General features: G+C 47.3%; 23 protein-coding genes, 1 other RNA gene and 1 pseudogene. 15 read left to right on the forward strand and 10 right to left on the reverse strand.

Annotated elements, in window-relative coordinates; genetic code table 11:
* Window positions 1-6 precede the first annotated feature (6 nt).
* A non-coding RNA gene (gene ssrS, locus QEO93_RS10305) (6S RNA) lies at window positions 7-188 on the forward strand.
* Window positions 189-293: 105 nt separating this feature from the next.
* Here ssrS and QEO93_RS10310 read toward each other — a convergent pair.
* Both QEO93_RS10310 and QEO93_RS10315 read right to left on the reverse strand, forming a co-directional pair.
* Window positions 294-416 carry a hypothetical protein gene (locus QEO93_RS10310; RefSeq protein ID WP_257875029.1) on the reverse strand — a complete coding sequence of 41 codons (123 nt, stop codon included), beginning with the start codon at window positions 414-416 and terminating at the stop codon, window positions 294-296.
* A gap of 11 nt (window positions 417-427) precedes the next feature.
* The gene (locus QEO93_RS10315) at window positions 428-1762 is read right to left on the reverse strand and encodes a DEAD/DEAH box helicase (protein WP_032137880.1); all 1335 of its coding nucleotides are present in this window, start codon (window positions 1760-1762) and stop codon (window positions 428-430) included.
* Between the two features lie 292 nt (window positions 1763-2054).
* Here QEO93_RS10315 and QEO93_RS10320 point away from each other — a divergent pair, with 292 nt between their 5' ends.
* From QEO93_RS10320 to QEO93_RS10340, 5 genes are all read left to right on the forward strand, one after another.
* On the forward strand, window positions 2055-2777 hold the full coding sequence (locus QEO93_RS10320) for a DUF554 domain-containing protein (RefSeq protein ID WP_032137881.1): 723 nt from the start codon (window positions 2055-2057) through the stop codon (window positions 2775-2777).
* Between the two features lie 26 nt (window positions 2778-2803).
* Entirely contained in the window at window positions 2804-3247 is a 444-nt protein-coding gene (locus QEO93_RS10325; protein ID WP_032137882.1) for a pyridoxamine 5'-phosphate oxidase family protein, read from the forward strand.
* On the forward strand, window positions 3237-4067 hold the full coding sequence (gene prmC / locus QEO93_RS10330) for a peptide chain release factor N(5)-glutamine methyltransferase (RefSeq protein ID WP_032137883.1): 831 nt from the start codon (window positions 3237-3239) through the stop codon (window positions 4065-4067). The genes QEO93_RS10325 and prmC overlap by 11 nt, the downstream gene beginning before the upstream one ends.
* Before the next feature lie 68 nt (window positions 4068-4135).
* A complete protein-coding gene (locus QEO93_RS10335; RefSeq protein WP_044250439.1) occupies window positions 4136-4912 on the forward strand; it encodes a segregation and condensation protein A in 777 nt (258 codons plus the stop codon).
* 15 nt (window positions 4913-4927) lie between these two features.
* Window positions 4928-5749, forward strand: coding sequence for a DUF1853 family protein (locus QEO93_RS10340; RefSeq protein ID WP_032137884.1), 822 nt, complete (start codon window positions 4928-4930; stop codon window positions 5747-5749).
* Window positions 5750-5948: 199 nt separating this feature from the next.
* Here QEO93_RS10340 and QEO93_RS10345 read toward each other — a convergent pair whose 3' ends face one another.
* From QEO93_RS10345 to QEO93_RS10355, 3 genes are all read right to left on the reverse strand, one after another.
* Window positions 5949-6428, reverse strand: a complete 480-nt coding sequence (locus QEO93_RS10345) for a hypothetical protein (RefSeq protein WP_085815408.1) — start codon at window positions 6426-6428, stop codon at window positions 5949-5951.
* Between the two features lie 77 nt (window positions 6429-6505).
* Window positions 6506-8353 (reverse strand): PglL family O-oligosaccharyltransferase, encoded by a 1848-nt coding sequence (locus QEO93_RS10350; RefSeq protein ID WP_032137886.1) that lies wholly within the window; start codon window positions 8351-8353, stop codon window positions 6506-6508.
* Window positions 8350-8712, reverse strand: coding sequence for a DUF2069 domain-containing protein (locus QEO93_RS10355; RefSeq protein WP_032137887.1), 363 nt, complete (start codon window positions 8710-8712; stop codon window positions 8350-8352). The genes QEO93_RS10350 and QEO93_RS10355 overlap by 4 nt, the downstream gene beginning before the upstream one ends.
* Before the next feature lie 239 nt (window positions 8713-8951).
* On the opposite strand from QEO93_RS10355, the gene cysK reads away from it, so the two are divergent.
* Window positions 8952-9884 (forward strand): cysteine synthase A, encoded by a 933-nt coding sequence (cysK, locus tag QEO93_RS10360; RefSeq protein ID WP_032137888.1) that lies wholly within the window; start codon window positions 8952-8954, stop codon window positions 9882-9884.
* Here cysK and QEO93_RS10365 read toward each other — a convergent pair whose 3' ends face one another.
* Window positions 9885-10025 carry a hypothetical protein gene (locus QEO93_RS10365; RefSeq protein ID WP_218775910.1) on the reverse strand — a complete coding sequence of 47 codons (141 nt, stop codon included), beginning with the start codon at window positions 10023-10025 and terminating at the stop codon, window positions 9885-9887.
* Window positions 10026-10067: 42 nt separating this feature from the next.
* On the opposite strand from QEO93_RS10365, the pseudogene QEO93_RS10370 reads away from it, so the two are divergent.
* The 4 genes and pseudogenes from QEO93_RS10370 to QEO93_RS10385 all read left to right on the forward strand — a co-directional run.
* Window positions 10068-10330 (forward strand): annotated as a pseudogene (locus tag QEO93_RS10370) (IS630 transposase-related protein); the annotation flags it as partial.
* Between the two features lie 178 nt (window positions 10331-10508).
* The gene (locus QEO93_RS10375) at window positions 10509-11000 is read left to right on the forward strand and encodes a hypothetical protein (RefSeq protein WP_081907066.1); all 492 of its coding nucleotides are present in this window, start codon (window positions 10509-10511) and stop codon (window positions 10998-11000) included.
* 166 nt (window positions 11001-11166) lie between these two features.
* Window positions 11167-11643: a transcription elongation factor GreA gene (greA, locus tag QEO93_RS10380; protein ID WP_032138140.1), complete on the forward strand. Its 477-nt coding sequence runs from the start codon at window positions 11167-11169 to the stop codon at window positions 11641-11643.
* Between the two features lie 90 nt (window positions 11644-11733).
* A complete protein-coding gene (locus tag QEO93_RS10385) occupies window positions 11734-12198 on the forward strand; it encodes a DUF4149 domain-containing protein (RefSeq protein ID WP_032138139.1) in 465 nt (154 codons plus the stop codon).
* A 39-nt stretch (window positions 12199-12237) separates the two neighbouring features.
* On the opposite strand, the gene QEO93_RS10390 is transcribed toward QEO93_RS10385, so the two are convergent.
* Window positions 12238-12459, reverse strand: coding sequence for a hypothetical protein (locus tag QEO93_RS10390; protein WP_032138138.1), 222 nt, complete (start codon window positions 12457-12459; stop codon window positions 12238-12240).
* A 3-nt stretch (window positions 12460-12462) separates the two neighbouring features.
* On the opposite strand from QEO93_RS10390, the gene dxs reads away from it, so the two are divergent.
* A complete protein-coding gene (gene dxs / locus QEO93_RS10395) occupies window positions 12463-14343 on the forward strand; it encodes a 1-deoxy-D-xylulose-5-phosphate synthase (protein WP_032138137.1) in 1881 nt (626 codons plus the stop codon).
* A gap of 150 nt (window positions 14344-14493) precedes the next feature.
* On the opposite strand, the gene ppsA is transcribed toward dxs, so the two are convergent.
* Window positions 14494-16890: a phosphoenolpyruvate synthase gene (gene ppsA / locus QEO93_RS10400; protein WP_032138136.1), complete on the reverse strand. Its 2397-nt coding sequence runs from the start codon at window positions 16888-16890 to the stop codon at window positions 14494-14496.
* A 504-nt stretch (window positions 16891-17394) separates the two neighbouring features.
* Here ppsA and QEO93_RS10405 point away from each other — a divergent pair.
* From QEO93_RS10405 to QEO93_RS10415, 3 genes are read left to right on the forward strand one after another with little or no spacing between them, the layout of a single operon-like run.
* Window positions 17395-17766, forward strand: a complete 372-nt coding sequence (locus tag QEO93_RS10405; protein WP_032138135.1) for a hypothetical protein — start codon at window positions 17395-17397, stop codon at window positions 17764-17766.
* Window positions 17767-18201 carry a protein YgfX gene (locus tag QEO93_RS10410; RefSeq protein WP_032138134.1) on the forward strand — a complete coding sequence of 145 codons (435 nt, stop codon included), beginning with the start codon at window positions 17767-17769 and terminating at the stop codon, window positions 18199-18201.
* A gap of 23 nt (window positions 18202-18224) precedes the next feature.
* The gene (locus QEO93_RS10415) at window positions 18225-19385 is read left to right on the forward strand and encodes a restriction endonuclease subunit S (protein WP_032138133.1); all 1161 of its coding nucleotides are present in this window, start codon (window positions 18225-18227) and stop codon (window positions 19383-19385) included.
* A 234-nt stretch (window positions 19386-19619) separates the two neighbouring features.
* On the opposite strand, the gene lysA is transcribed toward QEO93_RS10415, so the two are convergent.
* Window positions 19620-20840: a diaminopimelate decarboxylase gene (lysA, locus tag QEO93_RS10420; protein ID WP_032138132.1), complete on the reverse strand. Its 1221-nt coding sequence runs from the start codon at window positions 20838-20840 to the stop codon at window positions 19620-19622.
* A complete protein-coding gene (gene lptM, locus QEO93_RS10425) occupies window positions 20833-21027 on the reverse strand; it encodes an LPS translocon maturation chaperone LptM (protein ID WP_032138131.1) in 195 nt (64 codons plus the stop codon). The genes lysA and lptM overlap by 8 nt, the downstream gene beginning before the upstream one ends.
* Window positions 21028-21049: the final 22 nt, after the last annotated feature.

Raw genomic sequence — 21049 nt, forward strand, 5'->3', positions numbered from 1 at the left:
AGTTAAATTTCCCTGCGATGTGCGTGAGGGCATACATTTCCTTGAACCAATAAGTTTGCTTCGGTTGTCAGGAGCAGTAACAGGTGCGAGCGGTCTCTTAGTCAGACTGCACCCGAAGTTACCCGAGATGACCACCTTGTTTTCAAGGTTCAAGCGGACTGAGCCGAAGCGGCATTTGCGGGGTTCCTATTAAAAAATACCGTTCTGTTTTAGAACGGTATTTTGTTTTTCAGGCTGCGATAAGCCACAAAAAAAGCAAGGATAAACCTTGCTCTTTCCGTTTTCAGGCTACATTAGAAAAATTTACTGCTTTCCACGCCACCTTTAATTTCGCCATACATTTGCGAACTGCCGCCAGTGCCACTGCAAGCAGCCAACAATCCAGCCAATACACTAAACAAAATCACTTTTTTCATTATTCAATCCTTTAAATAGAAACTCCAAAATTTGCCTGCAACAACGCACATGTTCTGCGCTCTTTTCCACGGCGGCGTGAACTGCCACGATTCGGAATTTTCGGCGTTTCAATCTGTTTCTCATCATTAACCGTTTTCTTGCTGGTGTTTGAACGTGGCTGCACTTTTTCAGGCTGCGTGAACGCCCCTTTTTCCCAACGTGGCTCAAAGCCTTCAATGCGTGAAATCGGCAACTCATTGCCCGTCAATTCCTTAATCGCGTCATACATTTTTTGTTCGGTTTCGTCCATCAACGAAATCGCTACACCGTCTGCCCCTGCGCGACCCGTCCGCCCAATGCGATGAACATAATCTTCAGCCTGAGTTGGCAATTCATAGTTAATCACAAACGGCAATTCAGCGATGTCCAAACCACGCGCCGCCACGTCAGTCGCCACCAATACGCGCAATTCGCCCGATTTAAATTGGTTCAACACTTCCAAGCGTGTTTGCTGCGATTTGTCGCCGTGAATGGCGTTGGCAGACAAGCCGCGACGAATCAAATCGCGTGAAACTTGGTCGGCGGATTGTTTGGTTTTGCAGAACACAATCACTTGATTCATTTTCAAATCAACGATTAAGCGTTCCAACAATTCGCGTTTGCGGAACGTGTCCACAGAAATCACGTGTTCTTCCACATTGGCGTTTGTGGTGTTTTGCGCGGCAACTTCCACGGTTTCAGGCGAATTCATAAATTCTTGCGCGAGCTTGCGAATGGCGGGCGCGAATGTGGCGGAAAACAGCAACGTTTGGCGTTGTTTCGGCAACATTTTCATAATGGCGCGGATTTCGTCCACAAAACCCATGTCCAGCATGCGGTCGGCTTCGTCCAGCACAACGATTTCTACTTTGTTCAAATTGATGTTGCGCTGTTTGATATGGTCGAGCAAACGCCCTACAGTGGCAACGACAATTTCGCAGCCTGAACGCAAATCGGTGGTTTGTTTGTCCATATTCACGCCGCCGAATAACACGGTGTGGTGCAACGGTAAATATTTCATGTAGCTGCGCGTGTTTTGGTCGATTTGGTCGGCGAGTTCGCGCGTGGGGGTCAGCACGAGCATGCGCACGGGGTGCATGGCGGGCGATGCGCTGGCGTTGGCGTAGCGTTTAAGGCGTTCTAGGCTGGGCAGCATGAATGCGGCGGTTTTGCCTGTGCCTGTTTGCGCGGCGGCGAGTAAATCGTGTCCTGCTAGGGCTTTGGGAATGGCGGCAGCTTGAATGGGCGTGGGCGTTTCATAGCCCTGTTCGGCTAGGGCTTGGGCGATTTCGTTGCCTAATCCTAGCTTGGAAAATTCTGTACTCATTTTTATTATCCTGATATTGGTTTTCAGGCTGCATTTGTTTTTTTAGGCAGCCTGAAACGTGTAAAATAGTGCGCTTTATGCGAATGTTTATTTTAACAGATTATTGCGACTAAGTTTTAGGCTGCAACTTTTGCAAAACTCAATATAGGGTGGGTTCTACCCACCAAAAATAGTTAAATTTGCATAAATTTGGATAGCAATTCGCGAAAAATGACCGTTTTTATGGTAGCTAGAACCCGCCCTACGAGGTTTTAAAAAGTTTCAGGCTGCAAATATTTGAAAGGAGTGAAAAATGGCTTTTCCTGTAGGCCCATTTATCAATGGCGCGGCGATTGTGATTGGTAGTTTGCTGGGCGCAAGTTTGGGCGACAAAGTGCCTGAACGAATCCGCAGCAGCTTAACGCCATTTTTCGGCTTGTCTGCGCTGGGCTTGGGCATTGTGAGTTTGCCAAACGTGAAATATTTTGCCGCAGTTGTACTGGCGAGCGTGATTGGCTTAGTAATCGGCGAAGGCTTTTATTTGGAACGAAAATTGAGCCATTTAGCAGGCAAAACGCGTATCGTTATCGACAAAATTTTCCCAACAGACGGCTTGTCGCACGAAGAATTTTTGGACAAATATGTGGCGTTGATTGTGCTGTTTTGCATTAGTGGCACAGGCGTGTTTGGCTCAATGCACGAGGGCATGACGGGCGACGCGTCCATTTTATACATCAAAACGATTTTGGATTTTTTCACAGCAGCGATTTTTGCAATTAGCTTGGGCTATGTTGTGGTGGCGATTGTGATTCCGCAGCTTGTCATTCAGCTCGCGCTCTTTTTCTTGGCGACGCTGATTGTGCCACTCACTACGCCTTATATGCGCGCTGATTTCTATGCGGCTGGCGGCTTGATTATGCTGGCGACTGGCTTACGCATCATGGGGATTAAATCGTTCCCCGTTGCCAATATGATTCCGTCTTTATTCTTAGTGATGCCCGTTTCTTATTTGTGGCACACTTTTGTTGCAGCCTGAAAAACAAAACTGAAAGGAACAAAAAAATGAATGCTTTACCCAAAAACGTAACCAAATTTCTAACCGAAAACCGCGTCGTAACTATCGCCTGCGCCCAAAATAACCAAGCGTGGGCAGTGAACTGTTTTTACGTTCTGAACGAAGACACTGCCGCGCTCATCGTCTTCACCAAACGCACCACACACCACGCAGAAATCATGCTCGCCAACCCAAACGTCGCAGGCACAGTTTCCGTACAACCCGAAGGCATTTTAGGCTTGAGCGGTTTACAATTCGCCGCGCGCGCCGAATTATTAGAACAAGACGACCCACGCCGCGCCCAATTTCGCAATGTGTACACAGGCACAGTCCCAGCCGCCAAACTCATGGATAGCGACGTGTGGCTACTGCATTTAGACAGCCTGAAATACACCGACAACAAAATGGTAGTTGCACGAAAAACCAAATGGGAACGCAATAATGCAGCCTGAAACCATTGCACAATGGCTTTCAGGTTGCAAAATTACCCGTTTAGAAGCCAGATTATTGCTGCAACACATCACAGGCTACACCCACGCCCAGCTCATCACACGCGACAACGACACGCTGCCTGAAGCCCAAAAAATCGCCCTAGACCAACTCGCCCAACGCCGCGAACAAGGCGAACCTATCGCCTATCTGCTCGGCACACGCGAATTTTACGGACGCACGTTCCAAGTTTCCCCAGCCGTGTTAATTCCACGCCCTGAAACCGAATACCTGCTAGAAGCCGCACTTTTCAGGCTGCCTGAAAACGGCATTTTGTGGGACATGGGCACAGGCAGCGGCATTATTGCCGTCAGCAGCGCATTAGAACGCCCCAGCGCAACCGTGTACGCCAGCGATATCAGTGAAGACGCGCTACAAATCGCCCAGCAAAACGCTGCCGCGCTGCAAGCCAAAGTTCAATTTGCACAAGGTTCATGGTGCGAAGCCGCAACCGTTTTCAGGCTGCCTGAAAACAGCGTGGACGTGATAGCGTCCAATCCGCCTTATATTGAGCAACACGATGAACATTTGCAACAAGGCGATTTGCGTTTTGAACCCAGCCACGCACTCACCGATTTCGCAGACGGCTTGTCCCATATTCGCACGATTGCCGCCCAAACACCGCGTTACTTGCGCCACGGCGGCTATTTGTTGCTCGAACACGGTTACGACCAAGGCGCAGCCGTCCGTCAAATTTTGCAAGAAAACGGATTTACCTATGTGCAAACGCTGCCCGATTTAGCAGGATTAGACCGTGTTACTTTGGGACAAAACGCAGCCTGAAAACCACTGGAGCGTCGGTGAGTCGCCGACGTTCCATTTTCACCACATAAAAACGCAGCCTGAAAACCATGACACAATCCGCATTCGCCTATATTTTCGGGCAACCTGTTACCGACATTCCCCAAGATTTATTCATACCACCAGATGCGCTCAAAGTCGTGCTGCACAGCTTTGAAGGTCCGCTAGATTTGCTGCTATACCTTATCCGCAAGCAAAACATAGACGTGCTGGACATTCCCATGCTCAAAATTACCGAGCAATATCTCGGCTACATCAACCAAATGCAAGCGCAACAATTTGATTTGGCAGCCGAATATTTGCTCATGGCAGCCGTGTTAATCGAAATTAAATCACGCCTATTATTACCGCAGCCTGAAAAAGCCGAGCTGGAAGAAGAAACTGACCCACGCGCCGAATTAGTCCGCCGTTTGTTGGCTTACGAACAAATGAAACTTGCCGCGCAAGGCTTGGACGCATTGCCACGCGCAGGACGCGATTTTGGTTGGGTGTATTTGCCGCTAGAAATCGCCACCGAAGAGCGTTTGCCAGAAGTGCAAATTGCCGATTTAACACAAGCGTGGCTGGCGATTTTGTCGCGCAGCAAACACACACGCAGCCATTCTGTGGTGCAAGAAGCCGTGTCCGTGCGTGAACGCATGACGGCGATTTTGCGTCATTTAAACGACAAGGGAACAACGATGTTCACCGCCTTGTTTGACCCTGAAAAAGGTGCAGCTGATGTGGTGGTGAATTTCATCGCGCTGCTGGAATTGGTGAAAGAAGGCATGGTTCGCGTGGTGCAAGACACGGGTGCGAAAGAGATTGAAGTGTTGTTGGTAGCCTGAAAGGAAGGAAACGTTATGATTTATTCACAAGACGCGCTGTGGTGGCGACTAAAAAATCCTCATGTTCGCGCATTGGCGAGCGTGCTGACTGCGCCGCCGCTTTGGCAAACGGGTTGCGAGTTGCCCGTAAAAGCATTGCTGGGCGAACAGGGTTTTCGTTTGCTGCTGGAATGGGACGATAATCCTGATTTCAGGCTGCCTGAAAACGTGTTTGCACCGCGATTGGGAATATTTGCGGAAAACTTGTTGGCGTATTGGTTTCAACACGCGCCGCACGCGGAATTATTGGCGCAAAATTTGCCGATTGTGCAGCCTGAAACGGGCGAAACTTTGGGTGCGTTGGATTTTGTGGTTGAGCTTGCAGGCTGCGTTTATCATGTGGAACTGTGTTGCAAGTATTTTGGCGGTGCGGACGGGCAGCCTGAAAATATGGTGGGACTGAATGCGGAAGATACGCTGCTGGCGAAATATCGGAAATTGCCGTTGCAGTTGGCTTTGTCTTCACATAAAACGAAAATTGAAAAACGGGTAAGTGTGGTGCGCGGAATGGGCTTTTCGCATTCAGGCAGCCTGAAAGCTGATGATATTTTTGCGGTAAATGCGTGGAATGGGGTTTTGATTGACGATGTGGCGCAATGGCAGCAGTTTGTGGAAGAGAGCCGCTTTTATGAATTGCCGCGCTTGGAATGGCTTGCGCCTGCGCGTGTGGATTTTGCTCAAACGGTGGATTTGGCGGCACTTTCAGGCAGCCTGAAAACGGGTTTATTCGCTCAAGTGGTGCGGCGACCTGATGGGTTTTGGCATGAAATTGGGCGTGTGATGGTGAGGGAGTTTTGAGGGTAAAGGCAGCCTGAAACCTTTGCAAAATTTGCGTAAGGTGGGATTTATCCCACTAAAGAAACTGAAAAATATCAGCTAACCTTATTTTCAGGCTGCAAAATCGTTTAAAAATGGTGGGATAAATCCCACCTTACGAGGTTTCGCAAAAGTTTTAGCCTGAAAAATACCCACGCATATTGTGAATGCGTGGGTATTCTTATTTTTTGGAAAACCGTTTTTTGAAAAACAGATAATTGCCTACAGCATTCCCTATAAACATAGGCATGATTGCGGTGCAGTAATAGCGATAAATGGAACTGTGTCTCAATAATTGGGAAATGGGATTTTCAGGCTGCATGATTCTCAGCGTGCTAGCAATGGCAGTAACAATCACTATGATGATTAAGAAAATAGAAAGGCTTGTCCAAGCCTTTTTCTTGTTTGCACGTTGAATAATGGTTCTGAATCGGGTGATTTGCGGCAGGGTGTAACCTTGTTTACGCAGATAATGCCGTTTCTGAGTTTTTTGAATACCCAATGTGATAAATATGGGAACAAACACCAGCAGCGAATCTTGAAACAAGTTTTCTTCAATACTCAACACAAACGGCAGCCCTAAAATCAGCACGATAAAACTCAGCGAAAATGAAACGATGTCAATCAGATTGATGGATTGAATAGCGCGTTGATATTTCATGGTTTTTCCCTTGCTTGAACAGCCAAATTTTACCAAAAAAAGCAGCCTGAAAAAATATTTTTCAGGCTGCTTTTTCCTTATTTCTTCGCAGATGCTGGCATCTTCAAAATAGATTTTTCCGTTGGCAATGCTTCGGCACAAATCGGCAATTTATTCATGCTCGCATAATACGCCTTGCATTCACGCGTATAGTCTTCGCGCAATTCAGGATAATAATCCGTGTTCATAATCGGTGACGCATACGCGGGCATTTTGCTCGGATAATAGTGATACATCAAAATCATCCAGTCTTTCGCTTCTTTGATTTTGCCTGCGCGATAAGCCGCCATAGCGTATTTATGCGCATTGGCATACGGGCGATATTGCATGGTTTCGCCTATGTGTTCCAGCGCCCATTCTGGCATACGCGAATCCATTGGGTTTACATAATTCGCCAACTGCAACTGCGCGTAATAGCGCAACATCGGCTCGGTTTTCGCAATTGTTAGCAAGCCAACAATATTATCGGTGCGTTCCACCACGCTCACATTGCTGCTGCCTGAAAACTTGCGTAGCGTTTCGTAAGCAAAACCCAGTCGCACAATACCCGTTACCAAAAATGCTACGGCAATCAATGCAGCTGCGTTATAGATTTTCAGGCTGCCTGAAAGTGGTTGCGTTTCCTCGTTGTCCGCAGGCGGTGTAAACCCGATAAATAGGGCAAATGGCACGAGAAAATAAATGTACCAAAGCGGATATTCCAGCACGCTATGCACCAGCGAAACGCTCAATAATGCCAATAAAAACAATCCATTAGGGCTATTGGTACGTTTCAGGCTGCCGCGAACGGAATACAGCAAACCAACCAACACCAACGCCGTTCCCACAATTCCCATTTCTGCCAGCAAGTTCAAAAACGAATTGTGGCTGTGGGTAAATAATACGTTGTTTTCATACGGGCGGAACGTGGTGGGATAAGCATTGGTCAAAAAACCATACAGCGAATAACTGCCCCAACCGTGTCCCAACAAAGGCGCAGACAAAAACGTCATCCACGCTTTGCGCCATTCGTAGCCGCGCCCCGAGCCTTCAATTTGCGAACCGTGCGAAATGCGTTCTGCCGCACTGGTTAAGTTGGCATCACGGAACAATGCCAACGCTGGCTCAATCGCAAATTGGCACAGCAACACAACCGCCGCCGCAATGCCCAGCATCAACACTGTGCGATTGCTTTTGCAGCCTGAAATCACGCGATAAACAGGCAAAAGCAGCAACATCGCCAACATATAACCAAACACTGTGCGCGAACCTGTCAGCCCCATCGTTGCCGCAATGTAAAACATCGCAGGCAGTGCCAACCAAGCCGCCAATCGGCGTTGCGACCACAGCCAGCCAGCCGACAACACGCCCCACATCAAATAATGCGCGAAGTGATTGCGCTGCGCCAACTGTCCTTCCACAATCCCCGCGCGATACATCAAATAGCCGCTAAATTTGCTCGCCCAACCTGTGTATTGCAGCCAGCCCACAGTCGCTTGCGCCAAACTGCCGACCAGCAATGCGCCAGCCAACACAGAAATCACCCGTTCTGCGCCCAGCTTCAGCACCCAACTGCGACACGCCCAACACATCAGCGCAATGATGACAAACGTCCAAGAAACCATGTCGCTCATGCCCAAATAAGGCAAATTCATGGCACGGGCTTGAACCGCCCAAAATGCCGCCAAAATCAAAAAATACCACGATGAATCAGGCAACTTGCTTTTCAGGCTGCCTGAAACAGCGGTTAGCACCACAAACACCAAAGCAAACAACAACGCGCCTGCTTCCAAAAAGAAACTAGAGAGCGGGCCAGTTCGCCAAATGGAAAGCTGCGGCACAACCGCAACCAACAACACGCCCAGCCACAGCGGCCAAGTTTGGCGAGAAAACAAAGAGTGATTCATGATTTCGCTTTCTTGATTTTAAAATGTTGCAAATATTTCAGGCAGCCAATAAAAAAAATGACGGACAGCAGCACTTCTGCCGCCGCGCACACACGCGAAACCGCCTGAACGTCCCACAAGCGCATCACGCCTTCAATGAAATACATCATCACGAGCATGGAACAATATTGATAAGTGTAAATTTTGCCCGATAGGATTCCGCGCAAGGGCAGCAGCAAGGGCAGTAATTTGAGCAGCAGCAACACGCGACCAGTGTGCAATGGATTGAAAAACGCGTCCCAAAGCAGCGTTAAGCCAATCAGCAGCAGCCACGCCACACGCGCTACGTTGAAAAACAGAAGATGATGATTTTGCGACATTTCAGGCAGCCTGAAAGAAAAAAATGCGTATTATAGTTGAAGCAATTATTTTTTTATACAAGGCGGCGAGCCGCAGATAGTACAGCAGTACAACAAGGCTAGCCAACGCAGTAGAAAAGAATAAGTGCTTCAACTTATAGCCGTTAGTTATAAAATAAAGCAATATAAATTCCTTTATATGTAAAAGAGCAAGGCGTAACATCGCACCATATTTTTATAAATCACTTAAGGATACCAACATGAACATCGCAAACAGCGTGATTGACTTAATCGGCAACACCCCATTGGTTCAATTAAACAAATTAACCGAAGGCTTGAACGCCCGTATCGCCGTGAAATTAGAATACTTTAATCCAGGCAGCAGTGTGAAAGACCGCATTGCGTTTGCCATGATTGAAGCTGCCGAAAAAGAAGGCAAAATCAAAGAGGGTAGCATTATTGTGGAAGCTACTTCAGGCAACACAGGCATTGGCTTGGCAATGGTTTGCGCGGCAAAAGGTTACAAATTAGTGATTACCATGCCCGAGAGCATGAGCAAAGAACGCCGCATGTTGTTGCGTGCTTATGGCGCAGAATTAGTGCTGACCCCAGCCGCAGAAGGCATGAACGGTGCGATTGCCAAAGCGCAAGAATTTGTGGACAACAATCCTGATGTGTACTTCATGCCACGCCAATTTGAAAACTCAGCCAACCCAGAAATCCACCGCAAAACAACAGCCGAAGAAATTTGGCGCGATACAGATGGCAAAGTGGATATTTTTGTGGCAGGTGTCGGCACAGGCGGCACATTGACTGGCGTGGGCGAAACCTTAAAAGCGAAAAATCCAAATGTGAAAATCGTTGCCGTTGAGCCTGAAGCATCTGCTGTGCTGAGCGGCGGTGCGAAAGGTTCTCACGTGATTCAAGGTTTGGGCGCAGGTTTTGTGCCTGATACATTGAACACGCAAATTTATGACGAAATCGTGAAAGTGCCAAACGAAGCCGCATTGGAAACCGCGCGCGCGTTGGCAGCACAAGAAGGCTTGTTGGCAGGGATTTCATCTGGCGCAGCCGTTTGGAGCGCAATCGAGTTGGCGAAAAAACCTGAAAACGCAGGCAAGTTGATTGTTACCGTGTTGCCTTCTTATGGTGAGCGTTATTTATCAACCGCGTTGTATGCAGATTTGGCTTAATCAAACACAAAGCAGCCTGAAAATGCTTTCAGGCTGCTTTTTTTCAGGCTGCGTCATTTTGTCAGTATGGAAAAAATCAGGTAAGATTTGTGTTTTGAAAACATATTTCTCATCTACGATTTGTTGATATAGTAAATTCAAAATAAAATAGTACAATTCTAATTTTATCTTTAAGGTCATAAAATGGCATATTTAATTGATTTACAAGAAAAAGCATTAAATTGTTACAAGCAATATAGCAATGCAAGTAAAGTTGCCAAAACCTATGGTATCTCAAGAAATACGCTTTACCTTTGGATTAGATTAGAAGAACAAACAGGTAGCCTGAAACATCAAGTCTCAAAGGGCAAAATGCCACTAAATTGGATACGCAAGCACTCAAACAATATATTGAACAAAATCCTGATGCTTATCTCTATGAAATGGCTGAGATGTTTAGTTGCTCCCGCTTGCACCTTATTCGCCTGAATGAAATCCAATAGAAAAAACATGGGCAAATATTAAGAAATATATGCGTTCAATTTTGCCTAGTTATGATAATTTCACAGATGTGTTACTGGTCCTATTTTTATTTTAATTAACTATATTTTAATTATTAACAAACCTTAAATGGAGACACAAATTATGAAAAAACGACATCTTTCAGCCAGCATTTTGGCAGCTTTCGTTCTTTCAGCATGTAGCTTAGGCGACACAGGAACAGAGGTTACGCAAATATTCACTTCTTCAACTTCAGGCACTGTTCAAGCCCCTAAAAAATACTCACTTGCCGCCAGCCATTGGAGCGATGTGGCAAAACTGCGCGCCAAAGCCAACGAATTGGGTACGCAAGTTGGTTCAGGCAAAATCACCAAAGTGCAAGCTGCAAAATTATTGGACCGCTATCGTGTGAGCTTGGTAGGTCATAACACTGTGGACGACAGCGTTTACCAAGTGTATCTAAAAGCTGCCGTGGACAGCCAACGCGGCGAAATTAACCAAGAGCAATCGCGCGCTTATATTGAAAACGCTGTTCGCGGTTGGCAACAACGCTGGAAAAACATGGAAGACAAACCACGCAATCCAGCATTCACCAACTTTTTGTTAGAACATTTGGGTATGCAACCCTTGCGTTAATTTCGCCTGATTTGGTAAAATACGCCCAACACAACAGATAACGAGCAAGCCGCACAGTTCCCTGCGGCTTGCCTTTTTATTACATCTTTTCAGGCTGCTTTTTGAGCAGCTTTTAAAACCATTTTTATTTTTCAGGCAGCCTGAAAAGTTGCCAACGGAGCTCCCCATGAACAAAATCCCTTTAACCATCAAAGGCGCAGAATTACTAAAAGCCGAATTGCAACAACTCAAAAGCGTTGCTCGTCCAGAAATCATCGCCGCGATTGCCGAAGCTCGTTCACACGGCGACTTGTCTGAAAACGCCGAATACGAAGCCGCCAAAGAAAAACAAGGCTTTATTGAAGGACGCATTGCAGAATTAGAAGGCAAATTAGCCATCGCCCAAATCATCGACCCCAAAGAAATCCACGCAGACGGACGCATCGTATTTGGCGCAACCGTAACCGTATTGGATTTAGAAACCGATGAAGAAACCACATATCAAATCGTAGGCGACGACGAAGCCGATATCAAAATGCGCCGCATTGCCGTGAACTCACCGATTGCACGCGCCATGATTGGCAAAGAAGAAGGCGACGTTGCCGAAGTGCAAGCCCCAAGCGGCGTGCGCGAATACGAAATTTTGACGGTTGAATACATCTAAACTTGGATACTCACAAGGGGCGAATGAATTGTCAGTCGCCCCTTGTTTCCCTTATGATAAGCCCTTATTTTGACTCAGGAGAAATCAACTATGCGCCGTTTATCCGCATTACTCATCAGCATTTGGCTAGGCGTACACATCGGTTTTGGTATCGCCGCCTACAACATCTTCAGCAAACTGAGCCATTTAAGTGACGGCAAAATACTCGCAGGCAATATCGCAGGCGTGTTATTCAGCATTGTGAACTGGTTTGGCTTGCTCGCATGGCTGCTGGTGTTCATTATCGCTCGTCAAGATAACCAACGCCGCAGCTACGACAAAAGCCGCATTCCAGCGTGGACGATTGTGTTGCTGGTGTTGATTGCCGTAAACCAATTCCTGTTCAGCCCCGTGATTGCCGCATTAAAAACGCAACAAAGCAACTGGCTGCATTCCCTCATCGGCGGCGGTTTTGGCATGTGGCACGGACTCTCTTATGTGATTTACATGATTGCAGGCTTGGTTGGACTCGGTTTGTGCATTCGCCTATTGCGTTTGGACGAACAACGCTATTAAGATTTTCAGGCTGCAATTTAATTTGCAGCCTGAAATTTTTTATGCACAATAAATACAGCCTGAAACTCTCGCTGTGGGTCGGATTCTCGAATCCGACAATTTATTTTCAGGCTGCAAACCGTTACCTTTCAGCAACCCAAAGCGTGGGTGTGGCGGCGCAACGCCACGTTCAACCGCAAAATCTAACGCAATACATTTGCAGCCTGAAAACTGCAAATAGCAGTATAATTTCCCCCATTTTTCAATTACACGCGATAACACTCTATGAACACGCCATTGCTCGACCGCATTCACTCCCCTGCCGATTTACGCACGCTGCCAGAAGCACAGTTGAATCAAGTTGCCGCAGAATTGCGCGAATTTTTATTGCAAACCATTCCGCAAACAGGCGGACATTTCGCCAGCAATTTAGGCGCAGTAGAACTCACCGTCGCCCTGCATTATGTTTACAACACGCCAAACGACCACCTAGTTTGGGACGTGGGGCATCAAACCTATCCGCACAAAATCCTCACAGGACGCAAAGACCGCATGAACACCATGCGCCAATACAAAGGATTGGCAGGTTTTCCCAAACGCAGCGAAAGCGAATACGACGACTTTGGCGTAGGACACTCGTCCACCTCCATCGGCGCAGCGTTGGGCATGGCAGTTGCCGACAAACTTTCAGGCAGCGAAAACCGCAGCGTTGCCATTATCGGCGATGGCGCGATGACCGCAGGACAAGCCTTTGAAGCCCTAAACAACGCAGGCGATATGGACGTGAATTTACTCGTGATTTTAAACGACAACGAAATGTCCATTTCCCCAAACGTCGGCGCGTTGCCCAAACACTTGGCGCGCCACGTTATGCGCGATATGCGCGGCGTGTTGCACAACATCAAAAACCAGTCCGCCAAAGTGTTGGATAAACTCCCAGCCGTGAAAGAAATCGCAGAAAAAGCCGAACACACCATCAAAGCCATGGCAAGTGAAAGCGAGCGCGTGCAACAAAGTTTATCGCTGTTTGAAGACTTTGGTTTTGAATACACAGGCGCGGTGGACGGGCATAACGTGGAACAACTCGTTGCCGTATTGCGCGAATTACGCAGCAAAAAAGGCCCACAACTGCTGCACGTCATCACCAAAAAAGGGCAAGGCTACAAACTCGCCGAAAACGACCCTGTGAAATACCACGCGATTGGCAAAACGGCAGCCGCTACACAAGATTCAGGCAGCCTGAAAACCACGCCGCCAACTTATACCGAAGTGTTCGGGCAATGGCTGATTGAGCAAGCCACCGCCGATGAAAAACTAGTGGCGATTACCCCAGCGATGACCGAAGGCAGCGGCTTAGTCGCCTATGAAAAACAATTCCCAACGCGCTGTTTTGATGTGGGTATCGCCGAGCAACATGCTGTAACCTTCGCCGCAGGTTTGGCAACGCAAGGCGCGAAACCCGTTGTCGCGATTTACTCCACATTCTTGCAACGCGCTTACGACCAACTGCTGCACGATGTCGCGCTGCAAAATCTGCCCGTGTTATTTGCTGTGGACAGAGCGGGCATTGTGGGCGCAGACGGTCCGACTCATGCGGGCGTTTACGATTACAGTTTCTTGCGCTGCGTGCCGAATTTGGTGATTGCCGCGCCGAGTGATGAACAAGAATGCCGCGATTTGCTGACCACGTGTTACGCACTCAATCAGCCAACTGTGGTGCGTTATCCACGCGGCATGGGGCGCGGAAGGGCATGTTCAGGCAGCCTGAAAACCGTTCCAGTTGGCAAAGGGATTGTGCGCCGTGAAGGGAAAAAAGTGGCACTGATTGCGTTTGGCAGCATGGTTCATGCCGCGCTGGAAGTGGCGGAGCAGCTAGACGCAACCGTGGCGGATATGCGTTTTGTGAAACCGATTGATGAAGATTTGTTGGTGCAACTGGCGCAAACGCATGATTATTTGGTTTGCGTGGAAGAAAACGCGGTGCAAGGCGGCGCAGGCAGCGCGGTGCTGGAAGTATTGGCAAACCGTGGCAGCCTGAAACCGACTTTGTTGTGCGGCATTCCTGATGTGGTCACAGGGCATGGTGATACGGCTATTCTGTTGAACGATTTGGGTTTGAGCGCGAACGCGTTGAAAACACGAATTGAAGAATGGTTGGCAGCCTGAAAATAGTGAAAGCAGCCTGAAAATGCGTTTTCAGGCTGCTTTTGATTTTTCAAGTTGTAGGATGGGCTTCAGCCCATCAATTGAGTGATGAAATTTTTGCAGAATGGCTAAATTGTGGGCTGAAGCCCATCCTACCATTACTTCACGGACTCACTCTTTCTCGCCCAATTCACGAGCCAAATACAACCAAGTTTCCACCACGGTATCAGGATTCAGCGACAGGGTTTCAATCCCTTCTTCCACTAACCATTTGGCAAAATCAGGATGGTCAGACGGGCCTTGTCCACAAATACCAATATATTTATTCAAACGACGGCAAGTGGAAATCGCCAAGTGCAACATCACTTTCACAGCCGCGTTGCGTTCGTCAAACGTGCTGGCGATTGGGCCACCGCTGTCACGGTCCACGCCCAAAGTCAGTTGCGTCATATCGTTTGAACCGATGGAGAAACCATCAAAATATTTCAAGAATTGTTCGGCTAACAAGGCGTTGCTTGGCACTTCGCACATCATAATCAAGCGCAAGCCGTTTTTGCCGCGTTCCAAACCATTTTCTTTCAATACTTTAATCACTTCTTCGGCTTCTTTTAGTGTGCGCACAAACGGAATCATCATTTCCACATTCGTCAAACCCATTTCATCGCGCACATATTTCAACGCACGACATTCCAAGGCAAACGCAGGTTTAAAGTCTTCCGAAACATAACGCGCTGCGCCACGGAAGCCCAACATTGGGTTTTCTTCGTGCGGTTCGTATTTTGCGCCGCCGAGCAAACCCGCGTATTCATTGGATTTGAAATCAGACATACGTACGATGACTTTTTTCGGATAAGCCGATGCTGCCAAAGTTGCCACGCCTTCCGCGATTTTATCCACATAAAAATCGACTGGCGACGCATAACCTGCAATACGCTCCGTGATTTCAGCCTGCAATTCAGGTTCTTGTTCGTCAAATTTCAAAAGCGCGTGTGGGTGAATGCCGATTTGGCGGTTGATGATAAATTCCATACGCGCCAAACCAATGCCTTCGCTTGGCAAGTTGGCAAACGAAAACGCCATTTCTGGGTTGCCCACGTTCATCATAATTTTGGCAGGCGATTTGGGCATTTTGTCCAGCGACACTTCGTCCACATTCACTTGCAACAAGCCTTCATAAATGAAACCTGTGTCGCCTTCCGCGCAAGACACGGTTACTTCTGTGCCTGAAGTTAGTTTCTCAGTCGCATCGCCGCAGCCGACTACCGCCGCAATCCCCAATTCACGCGCAATAATTGCTGCGTGGCAAGTGCGTCCACCGCGATTGGTAACGATTGCTGCCGCACGTTTCATCACGGGTTCCCAATCAGGGTCAGTCATGTCGGTTACCAAAATATCTCCAGCCTGAACGATGTTCATTTGCGACGCATCTTGCACCACGCGCACCACGCCTTTGCCGACTTTTTGCCCAATCGCACGACCTTGCGCCAACACTTTTTTGTCGCCCGAAATTAAGTAACGGCGCAACACATTGCCAGCCGCTTTTTCTTGTGATTTCACGGTTTCAGGACGCGCTTGCAAGATGTAAAGTTTGCCGTCCAAGCCATCGCGACCCCATTCAATATCCATTGGGCGACCGTAATGTTCTTCAATCATCACGGCATATTTCGCCAATTCTGTGATTTCTTCAGGGCTGATAGAAAACTGTTTGCGCTCGGCTTCGGGAACGTCCACCGTTTGCACCGATTTGCCAGCCTGAACGCTGTCGGTAAACACCATTTTGATGAGTTTTGAACCCATGGTTTTACGCAAAATCGCAGGTTTGTCTTTTTTCAAGGTTGGTTTGTGAACATAAAATTCATCAGGGTTCACCGCGCCTTGTACCACCGTTTCGCCCAAACCGTAAGACGATGTGATGAACACCACGTCTTCAAAACCGCTTTCCGTGTCAATCGAGAACATCACGCCAGATGCGCCGCTATCCGAACGCACCATGCGCTGAACGCCTGCCGACAATGCCACCACATCATGCGCAAAACCTTTGTGAACGCGGTAGGAAATGGCGCGGTCGTTATACAAAGATGCGAAAACGTGGTGCATGGCTTCTTTTACGTTTTCCAAGCCATTGATGTTCAAGAAGGTTTCTTGTTGCCCTGCAAACGAAGCGTCGGGCAAATCTTCTGCCGTGGCTGATGAACGCACAGCAACTGAAATTTTGTCTGTGCCTGCGTCTGCCACCAATTTGTTCCACGCGGTTTCAATTTCTTGGTTGAGCTGTTCGGGGAATGGCGTTTCCAAAATCCATTGGCGGATTTCTTTGCCCACACGCGCCAACTCGGTTACGTCGTCCACATTCAGCGCAGCGAGAGCGGCGGAAATGCGCTCGTTCAAGCCGTTGTGTGCCAAGAAAGCGCGGTAGGCTTCAGCAGTGGTGGCGAAACCACCAGGCACGCGCACGCCTTTGCTGGCAAGTTGCGAAATCATTTCGCCCAGCGATGCGTTTTTGCCGCCAACACGTTCTACGTCAGTCATGCGTAAGTTTTCAAACCAGATTACATAGTTTTCAGCCATTTTGGGTGTCCTATTTCGATAAAGTTAGAGAGTGTCCGCGACTTCAGACGGGAGTGTTTTATAATGTAATCATGTGAAATTTGCAAGTTTAAATTTTGGGGATTTTGGGGGTTTGGGGTGTGAAAAGTGTTTCAGGCTGTCTGAAAATGCTTTTTGTGGGGAAATTTTAGCTTTTGTTTTGTTATAAATTTTATTTTTAAGATAATTTTACGCTATTTTATGGCAAAGTTTTCTTGATTGAAATTATTTGTAGTTTAATGTAGTTTGAGTTTTCGGGCTGTGTTTGAAAGATAGAGATTTGTTTTGTTGATTATTTTCAGGCTGCCTGAATATTTTGGTGCGCGGGGCACACCTGCATTCACATTCAAAATCCCACAAATTTTTAACCGTAGGTTGGATACTTGTATCCAACAATATGCTCACAAGCAAAAACGTCGGATTCAGGAATCCGACCTACGCGCAATTTCAGGTAAAATCCCATTTTTTAATTGAAAGGATTTGCGAATGTTTTTCGTGGACAGAAGCGCGGTGGTGTTGAAACCCACTCAAGTTTTTTTGGATTGGCTCAACGGCACAGACGACAACTTGCCTGATTTAACTTTGGCGCAATTGCGTTCAAATTGCAGCGTATTTTTAGTGCCCGTGTTTGACACGCCAGAAGAAGCCATTTCGTATTTTGACGAGCGTTACAAACAAATTTTTGTAGCAGAATTGGCAAGCTGGGTGGCAGAAACCGAGTTGTATCCCAAAGATTTGAGCTTGGAAAACTTCTGGCGTTTCTTTGAATTGGAAGTGCACGACATGGTTTTGGACTTGGAAGACGCAGAATTGCAAGTGTCTTCAGTTGCGCCGATGGCGGAAGTTTCGGCGGAATAAATGGGCGGATTTTCGGTGGCATTTGCGCCATCTCGCTGGCGGCGGTGGGGCGCAATGTGCTTTGGCGCGTGGTTGTTTGTTTTGGTGGCGATGATGTTTTCAGGCAGCCTGAAAATAGTGTTGCTGCTGGCAATTTTGGCAACAACGGCTTTGGCATGGCGCGAACCGCCGCTTTTTGTGCACCGTTTGGTGGTGGACGAGCAGGGTTTTGCGGCGATTTTTGCAGACGATTTGGCTTGGGAAGCGAAATTGGGCGCAGGCAGTTTCATCACCAGCGCAGCGTGTTGCTTGAAATGGGAAACGAGCCACGGCGTGATTTGGCAATGGGTGTTTGCGGATATGTTGAGTGCGGAAGATTGGCGGCGCGTGGTGGCTTGGGCGAAGTATGGGCAACCGAGTAAAAAAGCGCAAAAGGAACGTGAAAACACAGCCTGAAAGCACAAAATAAGGACAAAACAATGCAAGTAAATAGAATATTGGATAGGTTTTTACAAGGTGAAAAAGTGGAGTGGAAGCCGTTGGGGGAAGTGGCAAAAATAGAAAAAGGCAAGCAACTCAATAAAAAAGTACTGTCAGAAACAGGTGATTACCCTGTTATCAATGGCGGTATGAGTCTGTCAGGTTATTGGCATGAATACAACTATACTGCGGACAAAATTGTGATTAGCCAAGGCGGAGCAAGTGCTGGTTTTGTTAATTGGTTGCAAACGCCTTTTTTTGCTGGTGCGCATGCGTTTGTTGTGTTACCTGATGAAACAATTACACTTAATCGCTACGTTTTCCATTTTTTGAAAATGAAGCAACGTGATTTTATGGAAAAACAATACGGTGCAGGTATTCCCACGTTAGCTAAGTCAGAATTGGTGAACCTGCAAATCCCCATTCCACCGCTTCACGTTCAACAAAAAATTGCCGATTTGCTAGACCAATTTTCATCACTCAACACAAAACTCATTGCAGAATTAGCCAAAGAGCAAGCATTGCGAGCCAAACAATACACGTATTACAGAGACTTACTCCTGAATTGTGAACATCCACAAAACCCATTTTCAGGCTGCGATGTGCAATGGAAAACCTTAGATAAAATCGCAGAAAATTTAGATGCAAAAAGAAAGCCGATTAAAAGCACTTTACGCGAAAGTGGCGATATTCCTTATTACGGCGCGTCGGGAATTGTGGATTATGTGAAAGATTATCTGTTTGACGGAGACTATTTGTTGATTTCTGAAGACGGCGCAAATTTGTTGGCAAGAAGTACACCAATTGCTTTTAGCGTGAGTGGAAAAAGTTGGGTAAACAATCACGCGCACGTTTTGAAATTTGACACATACGCAGAAAGAAAATTTGTGGAATATTATTTTAATTCCATAGATTTAAAGGATTATATTTCGGGGGCAGCACAGCCAAAATTAAATAAGCAGAATTTAAACAGCATTCCCATTCCCGTTCCTCCGTTAGAAATTCAAACCCAAATTGTCGCTATTTTGGATAAATTTGATGATTTGGCTACTCAAATCAATGAGGCATTGCCGCGAGAAATCCAGTTGCGCCAAAAGCAATACGAGTATTACAGGGAAAAATTGCTAGATTTCCACGTGAGTAAACAAAAAGCAGCCTGAAAACTATAGTTAATGCCCTTATCTTTTAATACAGCATTGCCAACACTCTTATGTACTAGATGTACACGGTGGGCGTTGTTGCCTTGTATTAAAAAATAAGGGCATCAGCTATATTTTCAGGCTGCTTTTTGTATTTCTGCGTAGGATGGGCTTTAGTCCATTGTAAAATTGCGGTTTGTATTGATTGATGGGTTGAAGCCCATTCTACGCACTGAAAAAGCTTTCAGGCTGCAATCACAAATAATCACGTTCCAACGCTATTAAATCATCAATATTCTCACGGCGGCGAACCAATTTATGCTCCGCGCCATTCACCATCACTTCCGCCGCACGACCACGTGCATTGTAGTTGCTCGCCATGCTAGACGCATACGCGCCCACGCTGCGAACCAGCAGCACATCGCCCGTTTTCGCTGCAATCATGCGCTCTTTGCCGATAAAATCGCCCGTTTCGCAAATCGGGCCGACCACATCTGCCAAAATTTCAGGCTGCGTGGTTTCTTCTGCATTTTCAATATGATGATACGCTTGATACAACGCAGGGCGCATTAAATCGTTCATCGCCGCGTCCACCACCACAAAATTTTTCTCTTCGCCGCGTTTCACAAATTCCACGCGCGTCAGCAACGTGCCAGCATTGCCCACCAAGCTGCGCCCTGGTTCTAACACCAAACCCAAGCTGCGACTTGCCAGCATTTTTTCCACTTCTGCCGCGTATTGCGCCAAATCAGGCGTTTGCTCGTCTTTGTAAACAATGCCCACGCCGCCGCCTAAGTCGATATGTTCCAGTTTTATGCCTTGAGCCGCCAGTTTGTCCACCAGTGCCAACATGCGTTCACACGCTTCCACCAAGGGAGACAACTCGGTTAATTGTGAACCGATGTGGCAATCAATGCCGATAATTTTCAAATTTTTCAGGCTGCTTGCGTATTGGTAAGCGCGTTCTGCGTCTGCCATGGCGATGCCGAATTTGTTGGCTTTCAAACCTGTGGATATGTAGGGGTGCGTTTTCGCGTCCACATCGGGGTTGATACGCAATGAAATCGGCGCGGTTAAGCCCATCATGCCAGCCACTTCGTTGATTCGGTCTAGCTCGGGCAGACTTTCCACGTTGAAGCATTTAATGCCCACGTCCAACGCATACGCGATTTCTTGAATGCGTTTGCCCACGCCTGAATAGATGATTTTGCTTGCGTCTGCACCTGCTGCTAATGCGCGCGCAATTTCACCGCCTGACACGGTGTCAAAACCGCTACCCAATGCGGCAAAGTGTTTCAATACGCTTAAATTGCCGTTGGCTTTCACGGCGTAGCAAATCAGGGGTTTACAGCCTGAAAACGCGGTTTCATAGGCGCGGTATGCGTCCGTTAAGGCGCTTTGGCTGTAAACATATAAAGGCGTGCCGTATTGTTCGGCGAGTTGCGTGAAAGGGACTTGTTCGCAGGTTTTACTCATGGTTTTGGCTCTCTGATGTGGCAGGTTGGCTGGCGGTTTGTGGAGCGGTGTTTGGTTTGCGGAAATCAATGCCTGTTTGAATGACATCAAATTGATTTTTATCGTTTTCTTTTGGCAAATATAAATTGCCTTTAAAACCGCAAGCGGCTAGGGTGGTACAAATAAATAACGCTATGATTTTTTTCATGGGAAACTTTCTTTTCAGGCTG

This window comes from Kingella negevensis, assembly GCF_030177895.1.
Classification (GTDB): Bacteria; Pseudomonadota; Gammaproteobacteria; order Burkholderiales; family Neisseriaceae; genus Kingella_C; species Kingella_C negevensis.

Excerpts from the sequence above, each read along its gene's own strand:
- QEO93_RS10375 (WP_081907066.1), top strand. The coding sequence starts at position 10,509 with ATGAAAAAACGACATCTTTCAGCCAGCATTTTGGCAGCTTTCGTTCTT.
- lysA (WP_032138132.1), bottom strand. The coding sequence starts at position 20,840 with ATGAGTAAAACCTGCGAACAAGTCCCTTTCACGCAACTCGCCGAACAA.
- cysK (WP_032137888.1), top strand. The coding sequence starts at position 8,952 with ATGAACATCGCAAACAGCGTGATTGACTTAATCGGCAACACCCCATTG.
- greA (WP_032138140.1), top strand. The coding sequence starts at position 11,167 with ATGAACAAAATCCCTTTAACCATCAAAGGCGCAGAATTACTAAAAGCC.
- QEO93_RS10415 (WP_032138133.1), top strand. The coding sequence starts at position 18,225 with ATGCAAGTAAATAGAATATTGGATAGGTTTTTACAAGGTGAAAAAGTG.
- QEO93_RS10385 (WP_032138139.1), top strand. The coding sequence starts at position 11,734 with ATGCGCCGTTTATCCGCATTACTCATCAGCATTTGGCTAGGCGTACAC.
- QEO93_RS10345 (WP_085815408.1), bottom strand. The coding sequence starts at position 6,428 with ATGAAATATCAACGCGCTATTCAATCCATCAATCTGATTGACATCGTT.
- dxs (WP_032138137.1), top strand. The coding sequence starts at position 12,463 with ATGAACACGCCATTGCTCGACCGCATTCACTCCCCTGCCGATTTACGC.
- QEO93_RS10335 (WP_044250439.1), top strand. The coding sequence starts at position 4,136 with ATGACACAATCCGCATTCGCCTATATTTTCGGGCAACCTGTTACCGAC.
- QEO93_RS10320 (WP_032137881.1), top strand. The coding sequence starts at position 2,055 with ATGGCTTTTCCTGTAGGCCCATTTATCAATGGCGCGGCGATTGTGATT.
- prmC (WP_032137883.1), top strand. The coding sequence starts at position 3,237 with ATGCAGCCTGAAACCATTGCACAATGGCTTTCAGGTTGCAAAATTACC.
- QEO93_RS10355 (WP_032137887.1), bottom strand. The coding sequence starts at position 8,712 with ATGTCGCAAAATCATCATCTTCTGTTTTTCAACGTAGCGCGTGTGGCG.
- ppsA (WP_032138136.1), bottom strand. The coding sequence starts at position 16,890 with ATGGCTGAAAACTATGTAATCTGGTTTGAAAACTTACGCATGACTGAC.
- QEO93_RS10315 (WP_032137880.1), bottom strand. The coding sequence starts at position 1,762 with ATGAGTACAGAATTTTCCAAGCTAGGATTAGGCAACGAAATCGCCCAA.
- QEO93_RS10350 (WP_032137886.1), bottom strand. The coding sequence starts at position 8,353 with ATGAATCACTCTTTGTTTTCTCGCCAAACTTGGCCGCTGTGGCTGGGC.
- QEO93_RS10410 (WP_032138134.1), top strand. The coding sequence starts at position 17,767 with ATGGGCGGATTTTCGGTGGCATTTGCGCCATCTCGCTGGCGGCGGTGG.
- QEO93_RS10405 (WP_032138135.1), top strand. The coding sequence starts at position 17,395 with ATGTTTTTCGTGGACAGAAGCGCGGTGGTGTTGAAACCCACTCAAGTT.
- QEO93_RS10340 (WP_032137884.1), top strand. The coding sequence starts at position 4,928 with ATGATTTATTCACAAGACGCGCTGTGGTGGCGACTAAAAAATCCTCAT.
- lptM (WP_032138131.1), bottom strand. The coding sequence starts at position 21,027 with ATGAAAAAAATCATAGCGTTATTTATTTGTACCACCCTAGCCGCTTGC.
- QEO93_RS10325 (WP_032137882.1), top strand. The coding sequence starts at position 2,804 with ATGAATGCTTTACCCAAAAACGTAACCAAATTTCTAACCGAAAACCGC.
- QEO93_RS10310 (WP_257875029.1), bottom strand. The coding sequence starts at position 416 with ATGAAAAAAGTGATTTTGTTTAGTGTATTGGCTGGATTGTTGGCTGCT.